The sequence below is a fragment of the Baaleninema simplex PCC 7105 genome (assembly GCF_000332355.1).
In the GTDB taxonomy this organism is placed as follows: Bacteria; Cyanobacteriota; Cyanobacteriia; order Cyanobacteriales; family Geitlerinemataceae; genus Baaleninema; species Baaleninema simplex.
In genome coordinates this window covers 2,552,290-2,572,407 of record NZ_KB235958.1, presented here as the reverse complement: position 1 = coordinate 2,572,407, position 20,118 = coordinate 2,552,290, and the positions used below count along the sequence as shown (strand labels likewise).

11 protein-coding genes are annotated in these 20,118 nt (G+C 52.9%); 7 read left to right on the top strand and 4 right to left on the bottom strand.

The window, feature by feature from the left end:
- Positions 1-83: 83 nt before the first annotated feature.
- From GEI7105_RS30435 to GEI7105_RS30405, 7 genes are all read left to right on the top strand, one after another.
- On the top strand, positions 84-3,572 hold the full coding sequence (locus GEI7105_RS30435; protein WP_083862383.1) for a CHAT domain-containing protein: 3,489 nt from the start codon (positions 84-86) through the stop codon (positions 3,570-3,572).
- The gene (locus GEI7105_RS37285; protein ID WP_035492538.1) at positions 3,566-3,835 is read left to right on the top strand and encodes a hypothetical protein; all 270 of its coding nucleotides are present in this window, start codon (positions 3,566-3,568) and stop codon (positions 3,833-3,835) included. Before GEI7105_RS30435 ends, GEI7105_RS37285 begins: the two co-directional genes overlap by 7 nt.
- Positions 3,836-4,174: 339 nt before the next feature.
- Positions 4,175-5,059 (top strand): sulfotransferase family protein, encoded by an 885-nt coding sequence (locus GEI7105_RS30425; protein WP_158413205.1) that lies wholly within the window; start codon positions 4,175-4,177, stop codon positions 5,057-5,059.
- Between the two features lie 649 nt (positions 5,060-5,708).
- Positions 5,709-10,604: a glycosyltransferase gene (locus GEI7105_RS33465; protein ID WP_017660950.1), complete on the top strand. Its 4,896-nt coding sequence runs from the start codon at positions 5,709-5,711 to the stop codon at positions 10,602-10,604.
- Between the two features lie 145 nt (positions 10,605-10,749).
- Positions 10,750-11,886 carry a glycosyltransferase gene (locus GEI7105_RS30410; RefSeq protein ID WP_017660949.1) on the top strand — a complete coding sequence of 379 codons (1,137 nt, stop codon included), beginning with the start codon at positions 10,750-10,752 and terminating at the stop codon, positions 11,884-11,886.
- Between the two features lie 49 nt (positions 11,887-11,935).
- A complete protein-coding gene (locus GEI7105_RS0113295; protein ID WP_017660948.1) occupies positions 11,936-12,838 on the top strand; it encodes an EamA family transporter in 903 nt (300 codons plus the stop codon).
- 434 nt (positions 12,839-13,272) lie between these two features.
- Positions 13,273-14,106, top strand: coding sequence for a tetratricopeptide repeat protein (locus GEI7105_RS30405; protein ID WP_017660946.1), 834 nt, complete (start codon positions 13,273-13,275; stop codon positions 14,104-14,106).
- Positions 14,107-14,144: 38 nt separating this feature from the next.
- Here GEI7105_RS30405 and GEI7105_RS0113280 read toward each other — a convergent pair whose 3' ends face one another.
- From GEI7105_RS0113280 to GEI7105_RS0113265, 4 genes are read right to left on the bottom strand one after another with little or no spacing between them, the layout of a single operon-like run.
- On the bottom strand, positions 14,145-14,354 hold the full coding sequence (locus GEI7105_RS0113280) for a hypothetical protein (RefSeq protein WP_017660945.1): 210 nt from the start codon (positions 14,352-14,354) through the stop codon (positions 14,145-14,147).
- 48 nt (positions 14,355-14,402) lie between these two features.
- Complete coding sequence (locus GEI7105_RS30400; RefSeq protein ID WP_017660944.1) at positions 14,403-17,408, bottom strand: UPF0182 family protein; 3,006 nt, start codon at positions 17,406-17,408, stop codon at positions 14,403-14,405.
- Between the two features lie 10 nt (positions 17,409-17,418).
- A complete protein-coding gene (locus GEI7105_RS30395; protein ID WP_017660943.1) occupies positions 17,419-18,930 on the bottom strand; it encodes a serine/threonine-protein kinase in 1,512 nt (503 codons plus the stop codon).
- A 4-nt stretch (positions 18,931-18,934) separates the two neighbouring features.
- Positions 18,935-19,444, bottom strand: a complete 510-nt coding sequence (locus tag GEI7105_RS0113265; protein ID WP_017660942.1) for a hypothetical protein — start codon at positions 19,442-19,444, stop codon at positions 18,935-18,937.
- Between the last annotated feature and the right edge of the window lie 674 nt (positions 19,445-20,118).

Here is a 20,118-nt window from a genome sequence, read left to right as displayed (position 1 = left end):
CCAGAAAATGTCGGATGTTGACGGTAACGTGAGACTTTCTGCGTCACGCACCTTGTTAGGGGTAGAGATGAGGTGATGATGAGATGAGGAGCGAAAAGGCGCGATATTGGACTGATTTAACTCGATTTCGAGCAAGTTTGGCGCGTCTCGGGTTTTCTCGTCTCGGCGTTTCCTCGGTGCTGCTGGCTCTGTTGGGACATTGGACATTTCCTCAAGTCAGTTTGTCTCAATCGGTGGTTCCGGCGGATGACGGAACGGGAACCCAGGTGACGCCTGTGGGAAATCGCTACGACATCGATGGAGGCAGTCTTTCGGGTGACGGAGACAACCTCTTTCACAGTTTCCAACAACTCGACCTCGATGCGGGGGAAACGGCAAATTTCCTCACCTCCCCCGAGATTCAAAACGTCTTCGGACGCATTGTCGGCGCCCGTACTTCTCAAATTAACGGGATTCTTCAACTCACTGGCAGTTCGGCAAATCTGTTTCTCCTCAATCCCTCCGGCTTCCTCTTCGGACCCCAGGCACAGTTAAACCTTCCGGCGTCCTTCTTCGCCACTACCGCCTCGGGAATTGGCTTTGATGGCGGTTGGTTCGAGGCGGTGGGAACGCCGGATTATACGGCGTTGGTGGGAACGCCGAACGGGTTCCGTTTCGACGGTTCTGGAACCATCGTCAGCGAGGCGGATTTATCCGTGTCTTCGGGGCAAACCTTGGGATTACTCGGGGGAACGGTGACGGCGACGAACCGTCTCTCGGCGGGAACTCTCGTGGTGACGGCGGTGTCGGAGGGCAATCGTTTGCGCTTGAGTCAACCGGGGTTTCTGTTGAGTTTGGAAATTCCCGCGTCGGTGTCTTCGGTGACGCCACTGCAACTTCCGGCGTTGCTGACGGGGGGAGAAACGGCGACGCTACGAGAGGTGCGGGTGACGGCGGAGTCGGTACGGGTGGCGGGGGGGACGGTTGAGGTCGAAGCGAGTACGATACGGGTTTCTGGGGATTTGTCTGTGGTGGGGGAAACGGTTCGGTTGCGCGATCGCCCTTCTACGCCGTTAATCCTCGAAGCGGGGGAAACGCTGCAACTTTGGGGCGATCGCACTCTTGATATTTTGGCGTTGAACCATCTCGAAACCCCTCCCGTCGTCAGCGGTGGCGATTTGGTTCTGTTGGGAAACGGGATCGTTTCGACGGATTCCCATTTTCGCAGTGGCGGCGATTTTAGAGTTCTGGGAAATGGGAGGCTACAAAGTCTCTTCGATCCGATTATTTTAGCGGTTGGCGATGTCTCTTTCGGCGATTATACGGGGGCGGCGCTGAAAATTGAGGCGGGGGGCAGTATTTCGGGGGGAAATATTACGATTACGTCGCCGGATACTTCGTTGAGTGGCGGTTTTCCCAACGACCCAGATTTGGACGTTTTAACGACGCTGCCAAGTTTAATTTTACGGGCGGGGGTGGCAGTGTCGGATCCCACGGGAGCCTCGCCGGGATTTACGCTGTCAGATTCGCCGACGACGCCGGGAACGATCGCGGTAGGAGATATCGATACGGCGACAAACCAAGTTGAGGGAGGTGTCGTCGTTTTAGAAGCCCCCGGTTCGATAAGTTTGGGAAACGTCAATACGGCGGGGTTGGAGGCTGGCGGCGATATTGCGATCGCTTCTCAGGAGGCGGTGACGGCAGGAACGCTGTTTTCTGGCGGTGGCGATATTACGATCTTCTCGGATAACGCGGTAACGGCGGACGACCTCATCGCGACGGGACTCGAGGGGGGCAATATCGAAATTTCAGCCCGAACGCGTTTGAGTTTGGGAAATGTAGATGCGGAAGGGTTGGTGGGGAACGGAGGGGCGATCGTACTGTCGTCTCTCGAGGACGCGGAGATCGACTCCATCGACGCCAGGGGAGCGGTTTCGGGGGGAGCGATCGACCTGAAACACCGTCAGCTACGGGTTTCGGATTTCGTCTCTACGGGAATTGTGGGTGGCGATACGAGTTCCATTGCAGGGGGGTCGATTCGGGTGGAACTGACGGACGACACCGCCCCGTTTATCGTGGGAGACTCCACGACGAACGGAACGCAAGGCAGTTTGACGGCGGACGCCAACGCCATCGATCCTACCTTTGTCGCTCCACCGGGAACGGTGAGACAAGGGGATATTACTATCGTGACGCCGTCTAGACCGGATACTCCCACGAGGAGAGACCCGGCGAACACGACGGATGCCGAAGACGACATCGAACGGTTGCAGCGGATTCCCGATAAACCGTTGCGGGAGATTTTATGGGTGGCGATGTCAGAGATCTTCGATCCGGAAATTCGCTATACCCGAGACTATACGGAGTATTTGGGACTCGAACCCCGTCCCGAGGTCAGTTTGGCGAAAACTCGCGAGATTTTGGCGCGTATCGAACGGCAGACGGGGGTGAAACCGGCGTTGGTATACGCGCAGTTCGTGCCGGGACGGTTGGAGGCGACGCCGCAAAAGCAAGGGCTGTTGAATCTCGATCGCTTGGCGGTTCGGGAAGTGTTGGAAATCCTGGTGGTCACGGCGTCGGAACCGCCGGTTCGGGTGGTGCTGCCGGAGGCGACGCGGGAACGGGTGGAGGCGGTGTCGTTGGCGTTTCGGGGCAACCTGACGAACCCTCGCCTGCGGCGGGGCGATCGCTATCTCACTCAAGCTAAGCAGCTTTACGAGTGGTTGATTCGTCCGTTGGAAGCGGTTTTGAGCGATCGCGACATCGAGAATTTGACCTTCGTGATGCCGGAAGGGTTGCGGACGCTTCCGGTGGCGGCGTTGTTCGATGGGGATGGGTTTCTCATTGAATCCTACAGCGTTGGGTTGATGCCGAGTTTGAGTTTGACGAATACGGAGTACGCCGATATCCGCGACACGCAAGTGTTGGCGATGGGTTCGGCACAGTTCGACCCGGAAACGGCGTTGAGTCCGCTTCCGGCGGTTCCCGTGGAGGTGACGACCATTGCAGAACGGTTGTGGCCGGGTGCGGCGTTTCTCAACGAGGCGTTTACGTTGGAGAATTTGCGATCGCAGCGGGAACAGACGCCTTACGGTATCGTTCATTTGGCGACCCACGGGGAGTTTGTCGAAGGTGAGGCGGAGAATTCTTATATTCAGTTGTGGGACACGAAGTTACGGCTCGATCGCCTGCGTCAGTTGAATTGGAGTCGTCCTCCGGTGGAATTGTTGGTGTTGAGTGCTTGTCGAACGGCGGTTGGGAGTGAGGAGGCAGAGTTGGGGTTTGCGGGGTTGGCGGTGGCGGCTGGGGTGAAGACGGCGTTGGGGAGTTTTTGGTACGTTAGCGACGACGGTACGTTGGGGTTGATGACGGAGTTTTACGCGCAGTTGAAAACGACGCCGATTAAGGCTGAGGCATTGCGTCAAACTCAGTTGGCGATGTTGCGGGAAGAGGTGCGAGTCGAAAATGGGGAGTTGGTGACGTTGGGGGGAACGGTGTCGCTACCGGAGGCGATCGTGCAACGGGTTTCGGATAAGTCTTTCGCTCATCCTTATTATTGGTCGGCGTTTATTTTAGTGGGGAGTCCTTGGTAGCTCTAAGGGGGGCGTTTTTTAGCGAAATTGGATCGGTTTTTGGAGGGGGAGAGGGGGAGAGGGGGAGAAAGGGAGAGGGGGAGAAAGGGAGAGGGGGAGAAAGGGAGAGGGGGAGAAAGGGAGAGGGGGAGAGGGGGAGAAAGGGAGAGGGGGAGAAAGGGAGAGGGGGAGAAGGTTGCAGGTTACTCGTTGTCGTGCAGTTTATTATACGGTCGAAATTCGCGTTTTACTACTCGCTTTTTATCTCAAGAAACGGTTTTTAAAAGTAGCGATCGCATCGGGTGCATCTCACTTTTGCAAAAACATCAGTTTTGGGTGGAAAAATTCCCAATTAGCACTTCCGGTATAAGATCCCCGGCATCTCCAAGATGCCGGGGATCTGGAAATTGAGTGCGCCCAATTCGATAAATTTACATTTTTGAGATGTACCCGATCGCATCGGCTTTCGATCGCATTTTCCAAGATTGGAAATTATATGTTTGAAACGATGGGTCGGAGGTGGAAAATCTTCGGTTTTTTATGCTTCTAAATTGTTAAGTTTTTCTGGGATGCTGTTGCATTCGCGAAAGTTATGTTATCCTATAAATAGAATGGGAATAGGTGTGCGCCTAGAGAGAGAGATTTCGCAAAACGCCCGAGTTTTCGTCGTTACCGGAATGCACCGTTCGGGAACTTCCCTCGTGGCATCGTTTCTCGAAGAAATGGGGGTTCGATTGGGCGATCGCTTGTACCCCGGCGATCGATTCAACCCCAGAGGATATTACGAAGACCTCGATTTTCTGACGTTTCAGCGTCGGATACTTATCGCCAGTTGTCACTCCCAAGACGGCGGATGGCCAGATTGGGGATGGACGGAAAACGAAACCCTCGATAAATCTAAGTTTGTAGCTTACCGAGAAGCGGCGAGACAACTTCTCGAAACGCGAAAGTCTCTGCAACTCTGGGGATGGAAAGATCCCCGAACTGCGTTAATGTTGGAGTTTTGGGACGAATTATGTCCCGACGCGAACTATATTTTTGTCTATCGCTATCCCTGGGATGTCTCGAAGTCGGTTTCTCGAACGAATCCTTATATATTTAACGAAGCGTCGGATTTCGGGTTGCGGGTTTGGGACTATTACAACCGCCACATTCTAGAGTTTTATAAAAATCACCGCGATCGCTGTTTGCTGGTATCCTGTAATGCGATCGTTCGCCATCCTGAATTGTTCGATCGTAGAGTTGGCGAAAAATTCAACTCTATAAACTTATCCATTGACGCTGCTGCGATATCGCGGCGACTGTCTCGGGAACTTTTCAAAAGTCTCGATTGGGATTCTCCCGAAGTTTGTCAACTTCCCTTGCGATACTGGAAACGTCTTGCGGAACTTGAGGACAATGCAGATATTCCGATGGGAGTCTTTGACATCCTCTCCCAGCAACCCTATCGGGTATGCAGGGAGATTCCCGGGTTCACACCAAGGATTTCCTGCTTCTCAACCTCTTGACTAGACTTGAACTCAGATAACTTCAAGTCCCCGCCAGAACGATTCCACAGGCTTTTTGTTTACGTCCACTTGGTGCCCCCAAGCCGGACGGATCTGATTTTTGGTTTTGGGCTTTATGCTCTATACAGGAGGACACGGGTGGCGAACCGAGTTCGCCACCGTGAGATGTCCGTGTTGCCAGTGTCTTAACCGTTACTTCTGGGCTGCCTACTGGATGAGCTATCCGTATGTTTTCAGCGTGTTACCACCTTATCAATTATATTTGATGGCTCGTTTCGGCGCTATCCCCTTCTCTCGCTATCGCATTGTTCAGGGGACGCACCTCAACTCACCGCCGCTTCACCACCCCCTAACCGCTTCGCGGTATAGGCGGAGTACTGCGACGGATCTTGATAGAGTTGATTTTTTATTCAACTCTATAGACTTATCTGAGGAACCCCTCCAAAATTTGAAAGTTACCGAGATAGGTTGGGGTGAATCCCATAAAACCCAACAGCAGTCAGAGGAGGTTTCGCAGATTCTCCAAATGAGAGACACTTCGCAGAAACCTTTATTTCCATCCCTCGAACGTTCTCGAGTTTCCGCAAGGGATGAGGTAGATTGGGGTAAACGCCGTGAAACCCAACAGCCACAAGGGTTTAGCGTTGGGTTGAGAAACGAAACCCAACCTACGATTTCGCATCCAGAAATTCCCCAATTCGGAGAAACCTTACAGACGCCGTTATTTTCAACCCTCGAAAATTCCCAAGTTTCCGCAACTCCCATTCTTTCGGTTGTCATCCCTTGCTATAACGACGGCGAATATCTCGAAGACGCCATTCGCAGCGTCGAAACCTATCCCGAACCCATCTATGAAATCCTCATCGTCAACGACGGTTCGACAGATTCCTTAACCTTGGCGGTTTTGGAAAACCTGCGACAGCGAGGCTATCGAATTCTCAACCAACCCAATCGAGGATTGGCGGCGGCGAGAAATCGGGGAATTGAAGACGCCAGGGGACGATATATTTTACCCCTCGATGCTGACAATCGCATTCGTCACGAGTATATCGAAAAAGGAATCGAAATTCTCGATCGCATTCCCAGCGTCGGCGTCGTCTATGGCGACGTTTTGCTTTTTGGAACGCGAAACCACATCCATCACGTTCCCCCGTTCGATTTGGAACGGTTGCTTCAGGGAAACTATATCGACGCCTGTGCGGTGTTCCGAAAACAGGTATGGCGAGAAGTGGGAGGCTACGATACTGAAATTCCCGAAAACCTCGGTTATGAAGATTGGGAGTTTTGGCTGAGTGTAGCGGAGAAAGATTGGCAATTTTACAAGGTTTCTGAGGTACTGTTCGAGTACCGGATGCGTTCCGACTCGATGGTGAATGCGTGTAATATTCCCGAAAATCGAGAAAAGCTGTTTTCCTACATCTGTCAGAAACATCGCAGTCTATACGAATCTCGCTGGTTGCGAGTTCTTGTAGAAAAAGAGTCGGCGACGTTACGGGAAAAGCTTCGCGTCGATTCCCTACGCCAGCAGTTACGACAGTTTCAACAGCGACTTCGGGAAGATTTGGGATTGTCAAAAACGCCGATTTCGTCTCAGCCGTTGGTAAGCGTCTGCATTCCCACCTACAACGGAAGCCGTTTTTTAGAAGAAGCGTTGGCGAGTGTCGAGAAACAGACATACCCGAATTTAGAAATCATCGTCGCCGACGACGGTTCGACTGACGAGACAGTAGAACTTATCGAGTCGTTTCGAGACAAATTGGAAACGCCACTGCGTCTGTTTCGCAACTCCCGTCTGGGAATGGTGCGAAATTGGAACTTCTGTCTGGAGATGGTGACGGGGAAATATATCAAGTTTCTGTTTCAAGACGATGTGTTATCTCCCCGCTGTATCGAGGCAATGGTGGAATTGGCGGAGTCTGACGGAGATATCGGTTTGGTATTTGCCCCCCGAATTTTACTGCTGTCTGACGACGCCGAAGAAATTCCCGAATTGATGGAAGTGTATCAGATTTGTCGCGACGTTCATCGCGGATGGACGAAATTAGAATCGATACAGGAGGGAAGCCGACTTCTCGACGATTGGCAACTCTTGGAATCGCCAATCAATAAAATCGGAGAACCGACGGCGGTGTTAATTCGCAAATCCGCCGTTGAAACCGTGGGAAATTTCGATGTGGAATTGCGTCAACTGGTGGATGTGGAGATGTGGTGGCGGATTCTGACGCGGTTTAAAGTGGGATTTTTAGACACGCCACTATCCTATTTTCGGCTTCATCCCCGCCAACAGACGTTTCGCCACGCTGTCGAGGGAGGGTTTGACGAGGATGCGTTGTTGAAGAAGGTGGTAGAAAGTTCCCGATTTTCGCCTCGGTTGCGGTTGGAAGCGGTATGTCGGAGTTTGGCGTTTGGGGAATTGGCGAATTGGGAAGGTTGGCTGTGTCGCTTGATTCCCCAGGTGGCGGCGTCGGCGTTGCGGCGGTTGTATTCTCGGGGATTGCGAGAGGCGGTGTTTCGGGAAGCGACAGTTTTGGAAGTCGGGGAGTTTCCCGAAACGGTGAATGCGGCGGCGAGGGGTTTGCTGGAAATGCGATGGCGACGGTTTGAGATGTCGCTGGTTGAGATTCCGTCGTGGTTGGTGGGGGATTACGTGACACTCGCCACGTCGCAACTTCCCCAATGGCGAGAGTTGGGGGAAGGAAAAGCGTATTTTCGACGGTTGTGGCGGTTGACGGAGACGCTGTTGGAGGCGGTGATGGAAAATCCGGAATCTGCGGTGTGGCGAGAGGCGGCGATGGGGTTTTCTCTCAATGTCTGTTTTGCGCCTCTCTATTATATAGATGTGGATTTTTCAGAATTGTTGGCGAAACGGTGGCGACTGCTGAAATTTGCACTTTCGACGCATCAGCATGATTTGGATTGGGAGTTTTCGCCAACGCCGTCGGGAAAAATTGGGGTGTTATGGGGAATGTCTCGGAAACCGTCGTCTTGGGAGATTCTCCATCTGGTGGCGTCGCGGTGGGTGAAGGCGAAATCTGATGTCTGTTGCGAAGAGGTTTCGGAAAATTCGGGGTTTTTAGAGAGTCAACCTGAATTCCGCGTCTCTCGAGGAGATGTTTCTCAATGGAGAGTGTCGGAAATTCCAGGGTTTGTCGAGACTCAACGCGACTCTCGCGTCTCTCGAGGAGATGTTTCTCAATGGAGAGTGTCGGAAATTCCAGGGTTTGTCGAGAGTCAATTCAAACGAGATGTTTCTCGAGGAGAGTCGTCTCAACCAGGAATAGGGATAGTTGCGGAAAATCGGGATTTTTTAGAGAATCCACCTCAACCTGATGTCTCTCGAGGAGAGTTGTCTGAATCGGAGGTTTCGACAACCGGGGAAAATCTGGGGTTTTTAGAGAATCCCTCCCAACCTGATGTCTCTCGAGGAGAATCGTCTGAATCGGGAGTTTCGGAAAATCTGGGGTTTGTCGAGAGTCAATTCAAACAAGATGTCTCTCGAGGAGAATCGTCTCAATCGGAAACCTTGGAAAATCCGAGGTTTTTAGAGAATCCACCTCAATCTGATGTCTCGAAAGGAGAGTCATCTCAATCGGAAACCGGGGAAAATCTGGGGTTTTTAGAGAATCCACCTCAACCTGATGTCTCGAAAGGAGAGTTGTCTCAGTCGGGAGTTTCGACAAACTTGGAAAATCTGGGGTTTTTAGAGAATCCCTCCCAACCTGATGTCTCTCGAGGAGAATCGTCTCAATCGGAAACCTTGGAAAATCCCCAGCTTTTCGAGAGTCAATTCAAACAAGATGTCTCGAAAGGAGAGTTGTCTCAGTCGGGAGTTTCGACAACTGGGGAAAATTTGAGGTTTTTAGAGAATCCCTCCCAACCTAATGTCTCTCGAGAAGAGTCGTCTGAATCGGGAGTTTCGGAAAATCCGAGGTTTTTAGAGAATCCACCTCAATCTGATGTCTCGAAAGGAGAGTTTTCTCAGTCGGGAGTTTCGACAAACTTGGAAAAGCTGGGGTTTTTAGAGAATCCCTCCCAACCTGATGTCTCTCGAGGAGAATCGTCTCAATCGGGAGTTTCGACAACTGGGGAAAATTTGAGGTTTTTAGAGAATCCACCTCAACCTGATGTCTCTCGAGGAGAATCGTCTGAATCGGGAGTTTCGGAAAATCCCCAGCTTTTCGAGAGTCAATTCAAACAAGATGTCTCGAAAGGAGAGTTGTCTCAAGCGGGAGTTTCGACAACCGGGGAAAATTTGAGGTTTTTAGAGAATCCCTCCCAACCTGATGTCTCTCGAGAAGAGTCGTTTGAATCGGAAACCTTGGAAAATCTGGGGTTTGTCGAGAGTCAATTCAAACAAGATGTCTCTCGAGAAGAGTCGTTTGAATCGGAAACCTTGGAAAATCTGGGGTTTGTCGAGAGTCAATTCAAACAAGATGTCTCTCGAGAAGAGTCGTCTGAATCGGAAACCTTGGATTTAGAGAATCCACCTCAATCTGATGTCTCTCGAGAAGAGTCGTCTGAATCGGAAACCTTGGAAAATCCGGGGTTTGTCGAGAGTCAACGCGATTCTCGTGTTTGTAGAGAAGAGTTGTCTGAATTAGAAGTTTCGACAACCGAGAAAAATTTAGGATTTGTCGATAACGCCGAGGAAAGCTGGAACGTTTTCAAAAGACTTCCGACGACTCAACCTCTCGAAATTCGCGTTTACAGTTTCGATGCGGGTTCTGAAGAGGATTCGATTCCCTGGATTTCCCTTCCACTAAATTTGCGAGGACAAGTTCGAACCCTTCGCAACGACGATTTAGATATGCTGTTCGTCTGTGGTGAGATTACCGCGACAACCACACCTTTAACGTTGCTGTCGGTTCATCACTTGGCGAGATATCAAGAGGTCTTAGAAGAAATTCCAGAGTTGGAGATGTGGCGGCGTTCTCCAGATTTGGTAACGAATGCTACAAAAGAGTTTATAGAGCAGCATCTTTCTCAGTATACTTATAGTGTACCTGCAACTCGCGAGAAGGTCAACCCCGATTTCGACTTAAAATCGAGATTAGGACTTTCAGACGAAACCCAAATTTTACTATCCTACGTTTACCCAGATGGATTGACGGCTGAATGGCGAGAAATTTGGGCAACAATTCTCGATCGCACACCCGACACTCTCCTCGTATTAGCCCTCTGCAACCTCGAACACCGTAACCTTTTGCAAATAAACCCGCGCGATCGCATCTCCGAAACCTTGCAACATCACCAACTCGATCGCTCCCGCGTTCTCCTTCTCAATTCCATAAACGTGGATACCTTAAATTCTCTCTACTCCCAAGCCAACATCTACCTCGACAACTTCCCAAACTCTCCAATATTAGGAATTCAAAAAGCCCTCGAATTCGAGCTTCCCATCGTGACAAAAACTGGACACGACCAAACTCACGCCAAATTTCTCAAAACTGTCAATTTTCAAGGGGCGATCGCGCCGAATTCCTCCAACTACATCGATCGCACGCTCGAGCTAATATCAAAAGCAAAACACGTCAAGTATTTTTAACAAAAATTAAACAAACACCCTCAAATCCCTCCGTGTTCTCCGTGTCTCTGTGGTGATTTTCTGCCTCAATCCTTCCCCGAGACTTGTGTTACCATACGCCCAATAATATTCATTAACATACCACCCAACCCATCTCATTAAAACCATGACACCAAACATCTCAATTGTCATCAATAGCTATAACCAATCCCACTATCTCAAACCAGCGATCGAAAGCGTTTTAGCCCAAACCTACAAAGACTTCGAGTTACTCATTTGGGACGACGGTTCCACCGACGACTCCGTAGCCGTCGCCCGAGAATTCGCCGTCACCGATAGCCGAATTCGCGTCGTCGCCGCCTCACACCAAGGACGCGGAAAAGCCCTGAAAGCCGCGATCGAAGCAACTCGCGGACAATACCTAGCTTGGGTCGATCGCGACGATCTCCTCGCCACCACCGCCCTCGAACAAACCGCCGCCGTCCTCGAGACCCACCCCCACATCGGGATGGTGTACACCGACTATCTCGACATCGACGAAGCTGGAAACATCCTGCAAAAAGGCGATCGCTGCCGCATTCCCTACTCCCGCGATCGCCTCCTGACAGATTTCGTCACCTTCCATTTTCGGCTACTGCGTCGAGACACCTTCGATCGCGCCGGAGGCATCGACCCCGCCTTCGAGTACGCCGAAGACTACGACCTCTGCTTGCGCCTCTCCGAAATCACCGAAATCTACCACCTTCCCCAACCCCTCTACTTCTACCGCCTCCACCGAGAGAACACCTCCCGGCGACATCAAACCCTGCAAATCGCGCGATCGAAAAAAGCCGTCGAAAACGCCCTCGAACGCCGCCACCTCAGCGACACCCTCAAACTCGACGTCGTAGACGGTCAATTTCTCCTGCGTCCGCGTCCCGCCGTACCCTTCGCCCGCGTCGCCGCCGTTCTCGCCTCCCTCACCATTCCCTTGGTTCCCCTCTCCGCCACCGCCGAACCCGAAACCCCGTCCCCACTGGAGAACCTTCCCCTCAGCCAGTCTCTCGGCGACGGCGTGACGAAATCCGACTTAGACGACGCCTTCGAGGGACTCAAACACGCCGATTCCCCCCAAGCCCACCCCAACCAACGCATCGGACGGGGTTACGGCGGAAACGGCTACGGTTACGGAAACGGTTACGGCGGAGGGGGCGGTGGATATCGCAACCCCGGACGGATTTCGCCGCCGCCGTTCCCCTTCTCCCGTCAAGAGACGCATTACATCATCGCCCCCGACGGGAACATCGAATTCCGCAAACCCTAGCAGCTCCAGTTTCGTTACATTACGTGATGTAACGTTACCGAGAGCGATCGTGTCGAACTTCCTTACGACCTTCCGAGGCGAACTGGCGGCCCTTTTAGCGGCGGCATTTTGGACGATCTCGTCCGTCCTGTACAGTCGCCTCGGACAGCGAATTTCCCCGTTCCAACTGACTGTCATTAAAGGAACGCTCGCCATTGCGATGATTTTGATGACGTTAGGGCTGCGAGGGATGCTAGTTCCCGAAATTCCCACGTTTTCACTTTTATTCTTAGCCCTCAGTGGAATTATCGGGATTAGCTGGGGCGATACTGCTTTTTTCCAAACATTAAATCGTTTGGGACCTCGGCGCACCCTGCTCGTGCAAACCCTTGCCCCATCCCTAACCGCCTTGCTTGCAGCGATCTTTCTCGGCGAACTATTGACAATACTAGATATATGTGGTATAGGTTTAATTTTATTTGGCGTCACATGGGTCGTGGGCGATCGCGTCGGAGAAACTTCCACAGAAGCCCAAAACATCTCCGAGGGGGTCGTCTGGGGAGCGATCGCGGCCTTGTCCCACGCCGGAGGTGCGATTCTCTCCCGAGCCGCCTTAGCCGAAACGACGACGAGTCCCCTCAGTGCGGCATTAGTACGGTTAGTCGCGGGGGTAGTCGTGTTACCCCTGTGGATGTTGTGGCTGCCCGCAGAGCGGCGTGTCGAGTGGAAACCCGTGCGATCGGGGCGAATTTGGGGAATTTTAATCGTCGCTGCCTTTATCGGGACGTATTTAGCGATCTGGTTGCAACAAACCTCGTTAAAATTTGCCCCGGCGGGCATTTCTCAGACCTTGAGTGCCACGAGTCCCCTGTTCGTCCTACCGATCGCCGCCTGGACGGGAGAAAAAATTGGCATTCGAGCAGTTTTAGGGGCGATCGCAGCTGTGGCTGGAGTCAGTCTTTTGTTCGCGTAAAATCGAAGTAGAGTGGAGCGAGACGACGATGTTTCAATACGACGACGAATATATCCTGACTGAAGGGAACCTCGAAAAATTGATTCTGGCTCAAACTCCAATGGCTGAAATCCTTGAAATCTCGGGTCTCCTGAAATTACGGTGTAATTTGTTATTAATAATACGAAATCGAACCGAGGCGCATCCCCCCTTAGCCCCCCTTGCGAAGGGGGGTTGGGGGGATGGTTTTGACCGGGTATAAAATTCGCTTATCACCTCAAAATCCGAAGACCCGAAATCTCCTTGTCAATTCTCGATAGTAGAGCCTGTTTCTCAATAAATTTGAATTAATTGAGGTGTCCTTAATATGATATTTTTATACTTTAAATTATAAATCCTATCTTTTAAGATATTGACTTTCGATGGCTTGAAATGCTAAAAACTTAAATAAAAAAATGAAACCTGACTTTAACAATTTACAGACTTTGACTGTTCTCGGAGACCATTGCATTCAAACAGGTTTTTTAGAAGAAGCGATCGCCTATTACGAACGAGCGCTCGTTCTCAATCCTAACCTTCCCGACCTCTTGAACAACCGAGGCATTGCTCTGGACAAACTCGGTCGCCACGAAGAAGCGCTCGCCAGTTTCGATCGCACCCTAAAAGTTGATGAAAACCACCATCAAGCTTGGAACAACCGAGGCAACGCTTTCTTGGCGTTAAAATATTACGAAGAAGCCATTACCAGCTACGATCGCGCTCTAGAACTGATGCCCAACAAACATAAAGCTTGGAAAAATCGGGGTATTGCGTTATTTAACCTCAAACGTTACGAAGAAGCCGTTACGAGTTTAGATCGATCGCTCGAAATCGAGCCAAACCGATATGCAGCTTGGGATTATCGAGGTAACGCTCTATTTAATCTCGGTCGCCACGAAGAAGCCCTGGCCAGTTACGATCGCGCTGTATCTATCAATCCCAACGAAGATCTCGGCTGGTACAATCGAGGGATTGCGTTATTTAACCTCAAACGTTACGAAGAAGCCTTCAACAGTTTCAAGCGAGCCCTCGAAATCACTCCCAACAACTTCCGAAGCTGGTACTACAAATCCCATATCTACCTGTTGCAAAACCAGATCGAACTCGCTCTCGACAGCTTAAAACGTGCGTTTCAACTCAATCCCGATGAGTCTCGCCAGCTAGTACAAACTAACACCGACTTCAACGAACTTCGCAACGACCTGCGTTTTCAAAACCTCATCGAAAATCCCGAGAAACAGGAATCCTAAAGCCGATTCCACCCTGTCCAGGGATTCGTGACCAACTCTTACCGCCTGCGTTTCGTCACGTTGGCGATCCCGGCGAGAATCCCCGCACCCGCTGCAAACAAACCGATCGCCCACAAAATCGAATTCGGCAAATTCCCCAACAAACCGATTCCCTTCAACAGCAAAATAATCGCCACGAAGACGAGGGCAAATCCCGCCACGTACAGAGCGATCGTAGCAGTAGTTCCCGGTTTCGATTGGCGACTCATAACTTTCTCCGTCGTCGTTTCTCCGATTGTATCGAACCCTCGCGCGACCTATTCCTCCGTTTCCTCCTCTCCATCGCCCGCACCCGGCAAAATTCCCTCGATCGACCGAATAATACTCCGAGCGGGTAACTGTTCCGGCTCGAAAATGGCCGTCAACGCCCGATCTAACGTCGGTGCCATCGCGATCTGATTCTCATAAGCCACGATCACCCGCGCCAACGTCGGTAAACTATTCTGTTCGGCTTCCAAATACAGCGGTTCGACGTACAACAGCGATCGCTCGATGGGAATCATCAACAAATTCCCCTGAATGACCCGCGATCCCTGCTGGTTCCACAACGAAAGCTGCTGGGAAATCACCGGATCTTGATTGATGCGGGCTTCAATTTGCCCCGGCCCGTAAACCAACTCCTGTTTCGGGAACTGATACAACAACAGTTTGCCGTAATTTTCCCCGTCCGATCGCCCCGCCAGCCACGCGATCGAATTCGCCCGTCGTCGCGGCGTAAACGGGTGCAGCAAAATAAACTCCTCCGAGGTAGACTGAGGCAGCTTCATAATCAAATAGTACGGTTCCACCGACTTCTCCTCGTTGCGGTAGATTTCCGTGGGAACCTGCCATTGGTCCTCTCGGTTGTAGAACACCTGGGGATCGGTCATGTGGTAAATCAGCAACCGTTCCGACTGCACCGAGAACAAATCGATAGGGTAGCGAATGTGGCGCAGCAGCGTCCGAGGCATCACCGAGAGGGGTTGAAATAACGTCGGAAACAGTTTTTGATAGGTTTGCAAAATCGGATCGCGGCCGTCCACCACATAAAACTGTACCGAGCCGTTGTAGGCGTCGATGACCACCTTGACCGAATTGCGAATATAGTTAAACGAATGGTCTCCGGGATCGGCGTAAGGATAGCGATCGCTCGTCGTGTACGCGTCGAGAATCCAATACAAATAGTTCTTGTTCGGATCGTCGTTGTCCGGGTCTAAATCCGCCGTCACCAGATAGGGATCGGCGTCGTAGCGCAGAAACGGCGCGATCGACTTAACCCGGCGATCGAGCGTGCGGCGAAACAGCAACTTCGTCTCCGGTAAAAAATTCTCCGTCAACACCATGCGCCAATCGCGCAAATAGACCGCGTACAGCCAACGCCGCCACCCCGTCCCGATGCGAATTCCCCCGCGTCCGTCGTAAGTGTTATAAACGTTCTCGTCCCCGCTGGGATAGTCCAACTCCTGAATCCGCGTCGAGGTCATCACGTAAGTATCCGTCAGTTCCCCGTAATACAACCGGGGCGAACCGATGGGGATACTATCGCGAACCAACGGATCGGTCACCTCGATCGGGTCGTCTTGTCCGGGGGTGGGTTCGGTGGCGATACCCTTGACAAAATACTCCGGCAACCCGCTTTGCGTGGCCGTGTTCACCGGACTCATCGTAAACCCGTAGCCGTGAGTGTACACCAAATGCTGGTTGACCCAAGTTTGGGCGCGTTCGGGAACCGCACTGTAGTCTAACTCTCGCGCTGCCAAAATCACCTGACGCGTTTCGTTAGCCTGGGGATTGTTCGGCGTCGGTCGGCGTCGGATGGTGTAGCGATCGATATCGGCGTTAGCAAACTTGTAATACAGCCGAATTTGTTGCAGTTGGCGGTTGGTGTCCAACAGGGGGCGACTGTCCCACAAGCGAATGTTGCGAATGGTGAGGCTGTTGGCTTTCAAAGACGCTTCGTCTAAGGTTCCCGTGGGATTGAAGGTTTCGACTTCGATGTTGTCGAGATCGAAACTCCCTCGCGTGTAGGCGATGCTGCGTTCGATAAACGGGCGTTCCCGAGCCAACTCGTTGGGCTGCACCACGATACGCTGTACCAACGCCGGAAGCAGCCAGGTCGTCGCACCGGCGGCGATCGCGTAACCGCCCAAAATAACGTACAGTGGCGGAACCAGAGTTTTTCGCGGCCGTCGGGGGGCAAGTTTTTCCTCCAAGGTCGGTCGGCGACGGGAACGGCGATCGAAGGGAGAGGCCCCCGTCAGCGCTTGCCACAGCAGCAACACGGCGATCGCCACCGCCAACAACGCCAACGCCGTATAGGCCGGAAGCGTGACGTTAACGTCCGTATAACTGGCACCGTACACCACCCCGTCTTCCGAGTACAGGAGTTCGTATCGTTGCAGCCAGAAACTCAACGCCAAAACCATCGCCGTAACGCCGCCGAGTCCTTGTAAGTGGCGTTGCTGGCGTCGCGAAAACCCCGGAAAGCGCCCTTCGCTGAGAGAATCCCCCGAGAGCAAATAGGTAAGGGTGACGGCCACGAAACAGTAGCCGACGATGCCGAAACTCCAAAATTCCAAGAGTTCGAGGACTGGGAGGCGAAAGCTGTAAAAGGCAATATCGAGGCCGAAGAGCGGGTCGGTTTGGGCGAATTCCGTCGGACGAAACGCTTGCAATATCCGAGCCCACTGGGCCGGTAACAGGACGCCGAAGCCGAGACTCAAGGCGATCGTGGAGATCCGCAAACAGAGGCGGGGCGACAGGAGAATTACCACGGGCAACACGGCCAAAACGCCCCAAGCGAGGGGATACTCGGCGATCGGTTGCAGCGATCGCAGGTATTCGATGGCGTTAAAGCGTTGGGGAAGCGTCGCGGCGATACTGGGGAGGTTCCAATCGGGATGCCAGCGATCGAGGGCTAAGTCGCTGTAGTACAGCAACATCAACGACAGCAAAAATCCCAGTCCCCATCCCACGAACAGCAGTCCCCCCAAGCCGAGGGCTGGCGTTTTGGAGCGATCGCTTCCGTTAGCTTGGCGGGGGAACTGGACGCGATCGAGATATTTCAACCGTTGCGCCAAACGCAGGTTTCCCCAACCGACCGAGAGGGTCGCCCCCACCGACAGCACCCACACGGCGACCTGAGTTTGCAGTCGAGTTTGGAAGACCGGGAGATAGCCGACTTCCTGAAACCAAAACACTTCACCGACGATCCGCGCGGCGAAATCGAGACAAAAGATGAGACCCGCGATCGCGACGAGCAGGGGAAACACGCGTTTTATCATGATTTCAGCCCTACCTCGTCACCTCTGCCGGATCGTCTCCCCAGTCGAGAACGGTAGCGGGTGCAGATTTCGACTCGGGCATCGCGGAACCCTCGATCTCGTCGATGGCAGACTCCGACTCGACCACCGGTACGGGTTTCGCGTCTGAGGGCGTTTTCAGCGTCGGTGCGGGGTCGTCTGTGAGTTCTTCCGGGTTCTCCTCCATCTGGGGTTCCCAGGTCGGTTCTGGCGCTGGAGTCACCTCGGGGGAGGGGGTCGGTTCTGGCGTCACCTCGGGTTCGGGGTTCGGGATCTGCTTTTTCTCTTCCCACGTTTCGTCGGTTCGGGGTGCCGAAACGTCGCGAACGGCGGGTTCGTCGGGTTCGGTGTTCGGTGTCGGATCGACGGCCGGTCGAGCGACCGGTTGGGGGGCGTCGGGGCGATCGCGCGTTTTGTCGAGGACGGGGGTATTTGGGGTCTCGCGGTCGTTTTCCATGCTTTCCCAACCGATAGCCAGGCCGCCCAACGCTGCCGCGACGATCGCTGCGACGACGGCCGGAAGGCGTCCGAACCCTGGCTTCGCCTGAGTGGGTTTTATCGTTCGGGGCAGGTGTTGGCGAGATGGCGGTTGCGTCACTTGAGGGATCGTCACCGGCGATCGAACTTGCGTGACGACTTGCGACGGGGCGGCCGGGGCGACGGCGATCGTTTTCATCGACGAGAGGTTGTTTCCCGGCGTCAGGGCGGCGAGCATTTCGCTGGCGCTTGAAAAGCGATCGCGCGGATGGAAGCGCACGGCTCGCTCGAGGGTCGTCGCCAAATTTCCCCGCAGGTTCGGCACCACCTCGCGCCAGCGCAGTTCTCCCGTGCGGCGATCGACGGCAATGTCCTGGGGTAGCGTTCCCGACAGCAGGTAAATGGCGGTCAATGCCAAGCTGTAGAGATCGCTGGCGTAGGTCGGACGTCCGGCGGCCTGCTCGCTCGACATAAATCCGGGCGTCCCGATAACCACAGAAGATTTTGTGGGCAACTCGGGCGCGTTCACGGCTTCCTTCACTGCTCCGAAATCGATAAGGACAGGAAGTCCGTCTTTGCGGCGCACGACGATATTTTCAGGTTTGACGTCTCGGTGGACGATGTGGCGACTGTGAATGAAGTCGAGAACCGGGAGAATTTGCCTTAACAGCCGAACCACAGCGCCTTCGTTCCACAATCCCCGTTGCTGGACTTGTTGCAAGAGGGTATCGCCGTCGATCCATTCTTGAACTAAGTAAAAACGACCGGCTTCGGAAAAGTAGGCATACAGACGGGGAATTTGTGGGTGTTCCTCTCCGAGTTCTTCGAGAACGGCAGCTTCGCGCTCGAAGCGGGTGCAGACGTCGGCGTAGCGATCGGGGGTTTGCGTGACCTGTTGCAGTTGTTTGATGACACAACGGCGTCGCGAGGGCAGGTGGGTGTCTTCGGCGAGGTAAGTTTGTCCGAAACCCCCAGTTCCGAGGGTTTCGAGAGCGAGGTAACGGTTGTTGAGGAGCTGAGAAACCATAGGCTTAGAGAGGTTCGGCTTTTTCCACCGTGCGATCGTTGACTCCGAGGGTGAGCTTGAGAGATTTTCCGGCCTCGCGGGCGCGGACGGCTTGTCGGTACGAGGCGTAATCCGTCGGGAGTGTCACCTGGCGTCCGCCCTGTTCGTAGGATATGTAATATTCTACTGTCTTCAGCAGTTCGGGAGTTCCGGGTCGTTCTCGGGGCGTTTCTCGCGCTTCAATGTTTTCGACAGTCGGACGAGGCGGGAGTTTCGGCCACCACAGCCCTTTTTCGTCGGCGTTCCCCACCGCTCCTTCGGGGCGTTCTCCGTTGACGTTGAGGACGGAATTGGAGGCAAATTCTTCGTAACGCGGCAGTTTGTCGCTCGTTGTTTCTTCGTAGGGGACGCGCCAGGTGTAGGTGGTGAGGGCGGTCGCTTCGTACTCGTCGATAACCAGGGAGGTGCAGCCGGGAAGGGTGAGGACGAGGGCGACGCTAATACTAATACTGGTGAAGGCTGAGTTTCTAAGCACTGATATTCGGCAGTTTCAGAAGAGTTAACAGGGGAGGCGTCGTGAAGTTAACCAGCCTCGGGGAAAGGAGAGGGTAACGGCAGGGGGCATCAACATCAGGGAGCGCTCTGTGCTAGAGAACGAGAGTAGCCATCTATTGCCGAAGGTGTTATCCACATCGCACAAACCAAGAGCGATCGCAAGCTAAATGTCACAATTTGAATTGCAAATGTCGGCTTAGCCGACAGTGTGCTGGCGGTAACAGTCGCGACGACTCAAACCCCGGATTCATAGCAAACACGAGAACTCACAATTTTTAATATTTTGCTCGATCCTGCCTTTATTTTCAGTATACCTTTATTGTTAGTATAATAATTGGTATTGGTGGTAGTGTTATAATGTGGCTATTGTGGCAACTGCGAAAGCGAATCGGATGCTGAAATTTTGGAAATGCGATCGCTACTTCTCGTCACGTTTCAATTTCCAAAAAAAAGGTAGTAAACCTCATTTTAAATTCTGATAAGCTAGGTTTCAAGAAGTCTTCACCACATCCCTCCTTAGCCCCCTATCCCCCCTTCGCCCCCCTTTGAAAGGGGGGTTGGGGGGATAGATAGGGGTTTGTCAGGTTGGAAAAAACCAGTGTTTGAGTCCTCGACTCCGCTCGGACTCAACGCTGAGCGAAGTCGAAGCGAGCG

Bases quoted from the DNA above. Each gene is read 5' to 3' on its own strand.
- GEI7105_RS30435 (WP_083862383.1), top strand. From the start codon at position 84: ATGAGGAGCGAAAAGGCGCGATATTGGACTGATTTAACTCGATTTCGA.
- GEI7105_RS30410 (WP_017660949.1), top strand. From the start codon at position 10,750: ATGACACCAAACATCTCAATTGTCATCAATAGCTATAACCAATCCCAC.
- GEI7105_RS30405 (WP_017660946.1), top strand. From the start codon at position 13,273: ATGAAACCTGACTTTAACAATTTACAGACTTTGACTGTTCTCGGAGAC.
- GEI7105_RS0113280 (WP_017660945.1), bottom strand. From the start codon at position 14,354: ATGAGTCGCCAATCGAAACCGGGAACTACTGCTACGATCGCTCTGTAC.
- GEI7105_RS30400 (WP_017660944.1), bottom strand. From the start codon at position 17,408: ATGATAAAACGCGTGTTTCCCCTGCTCGTCGCGATCGCGGGTCTCATC.
- GEI7105_RS30395 (WP_017660943.1), bottom strand. From the start codon at position 18,930: ATGGTTTCTCAGCTCCTCAACAACCGTTACCTCGCTCTCGAAACCCTC.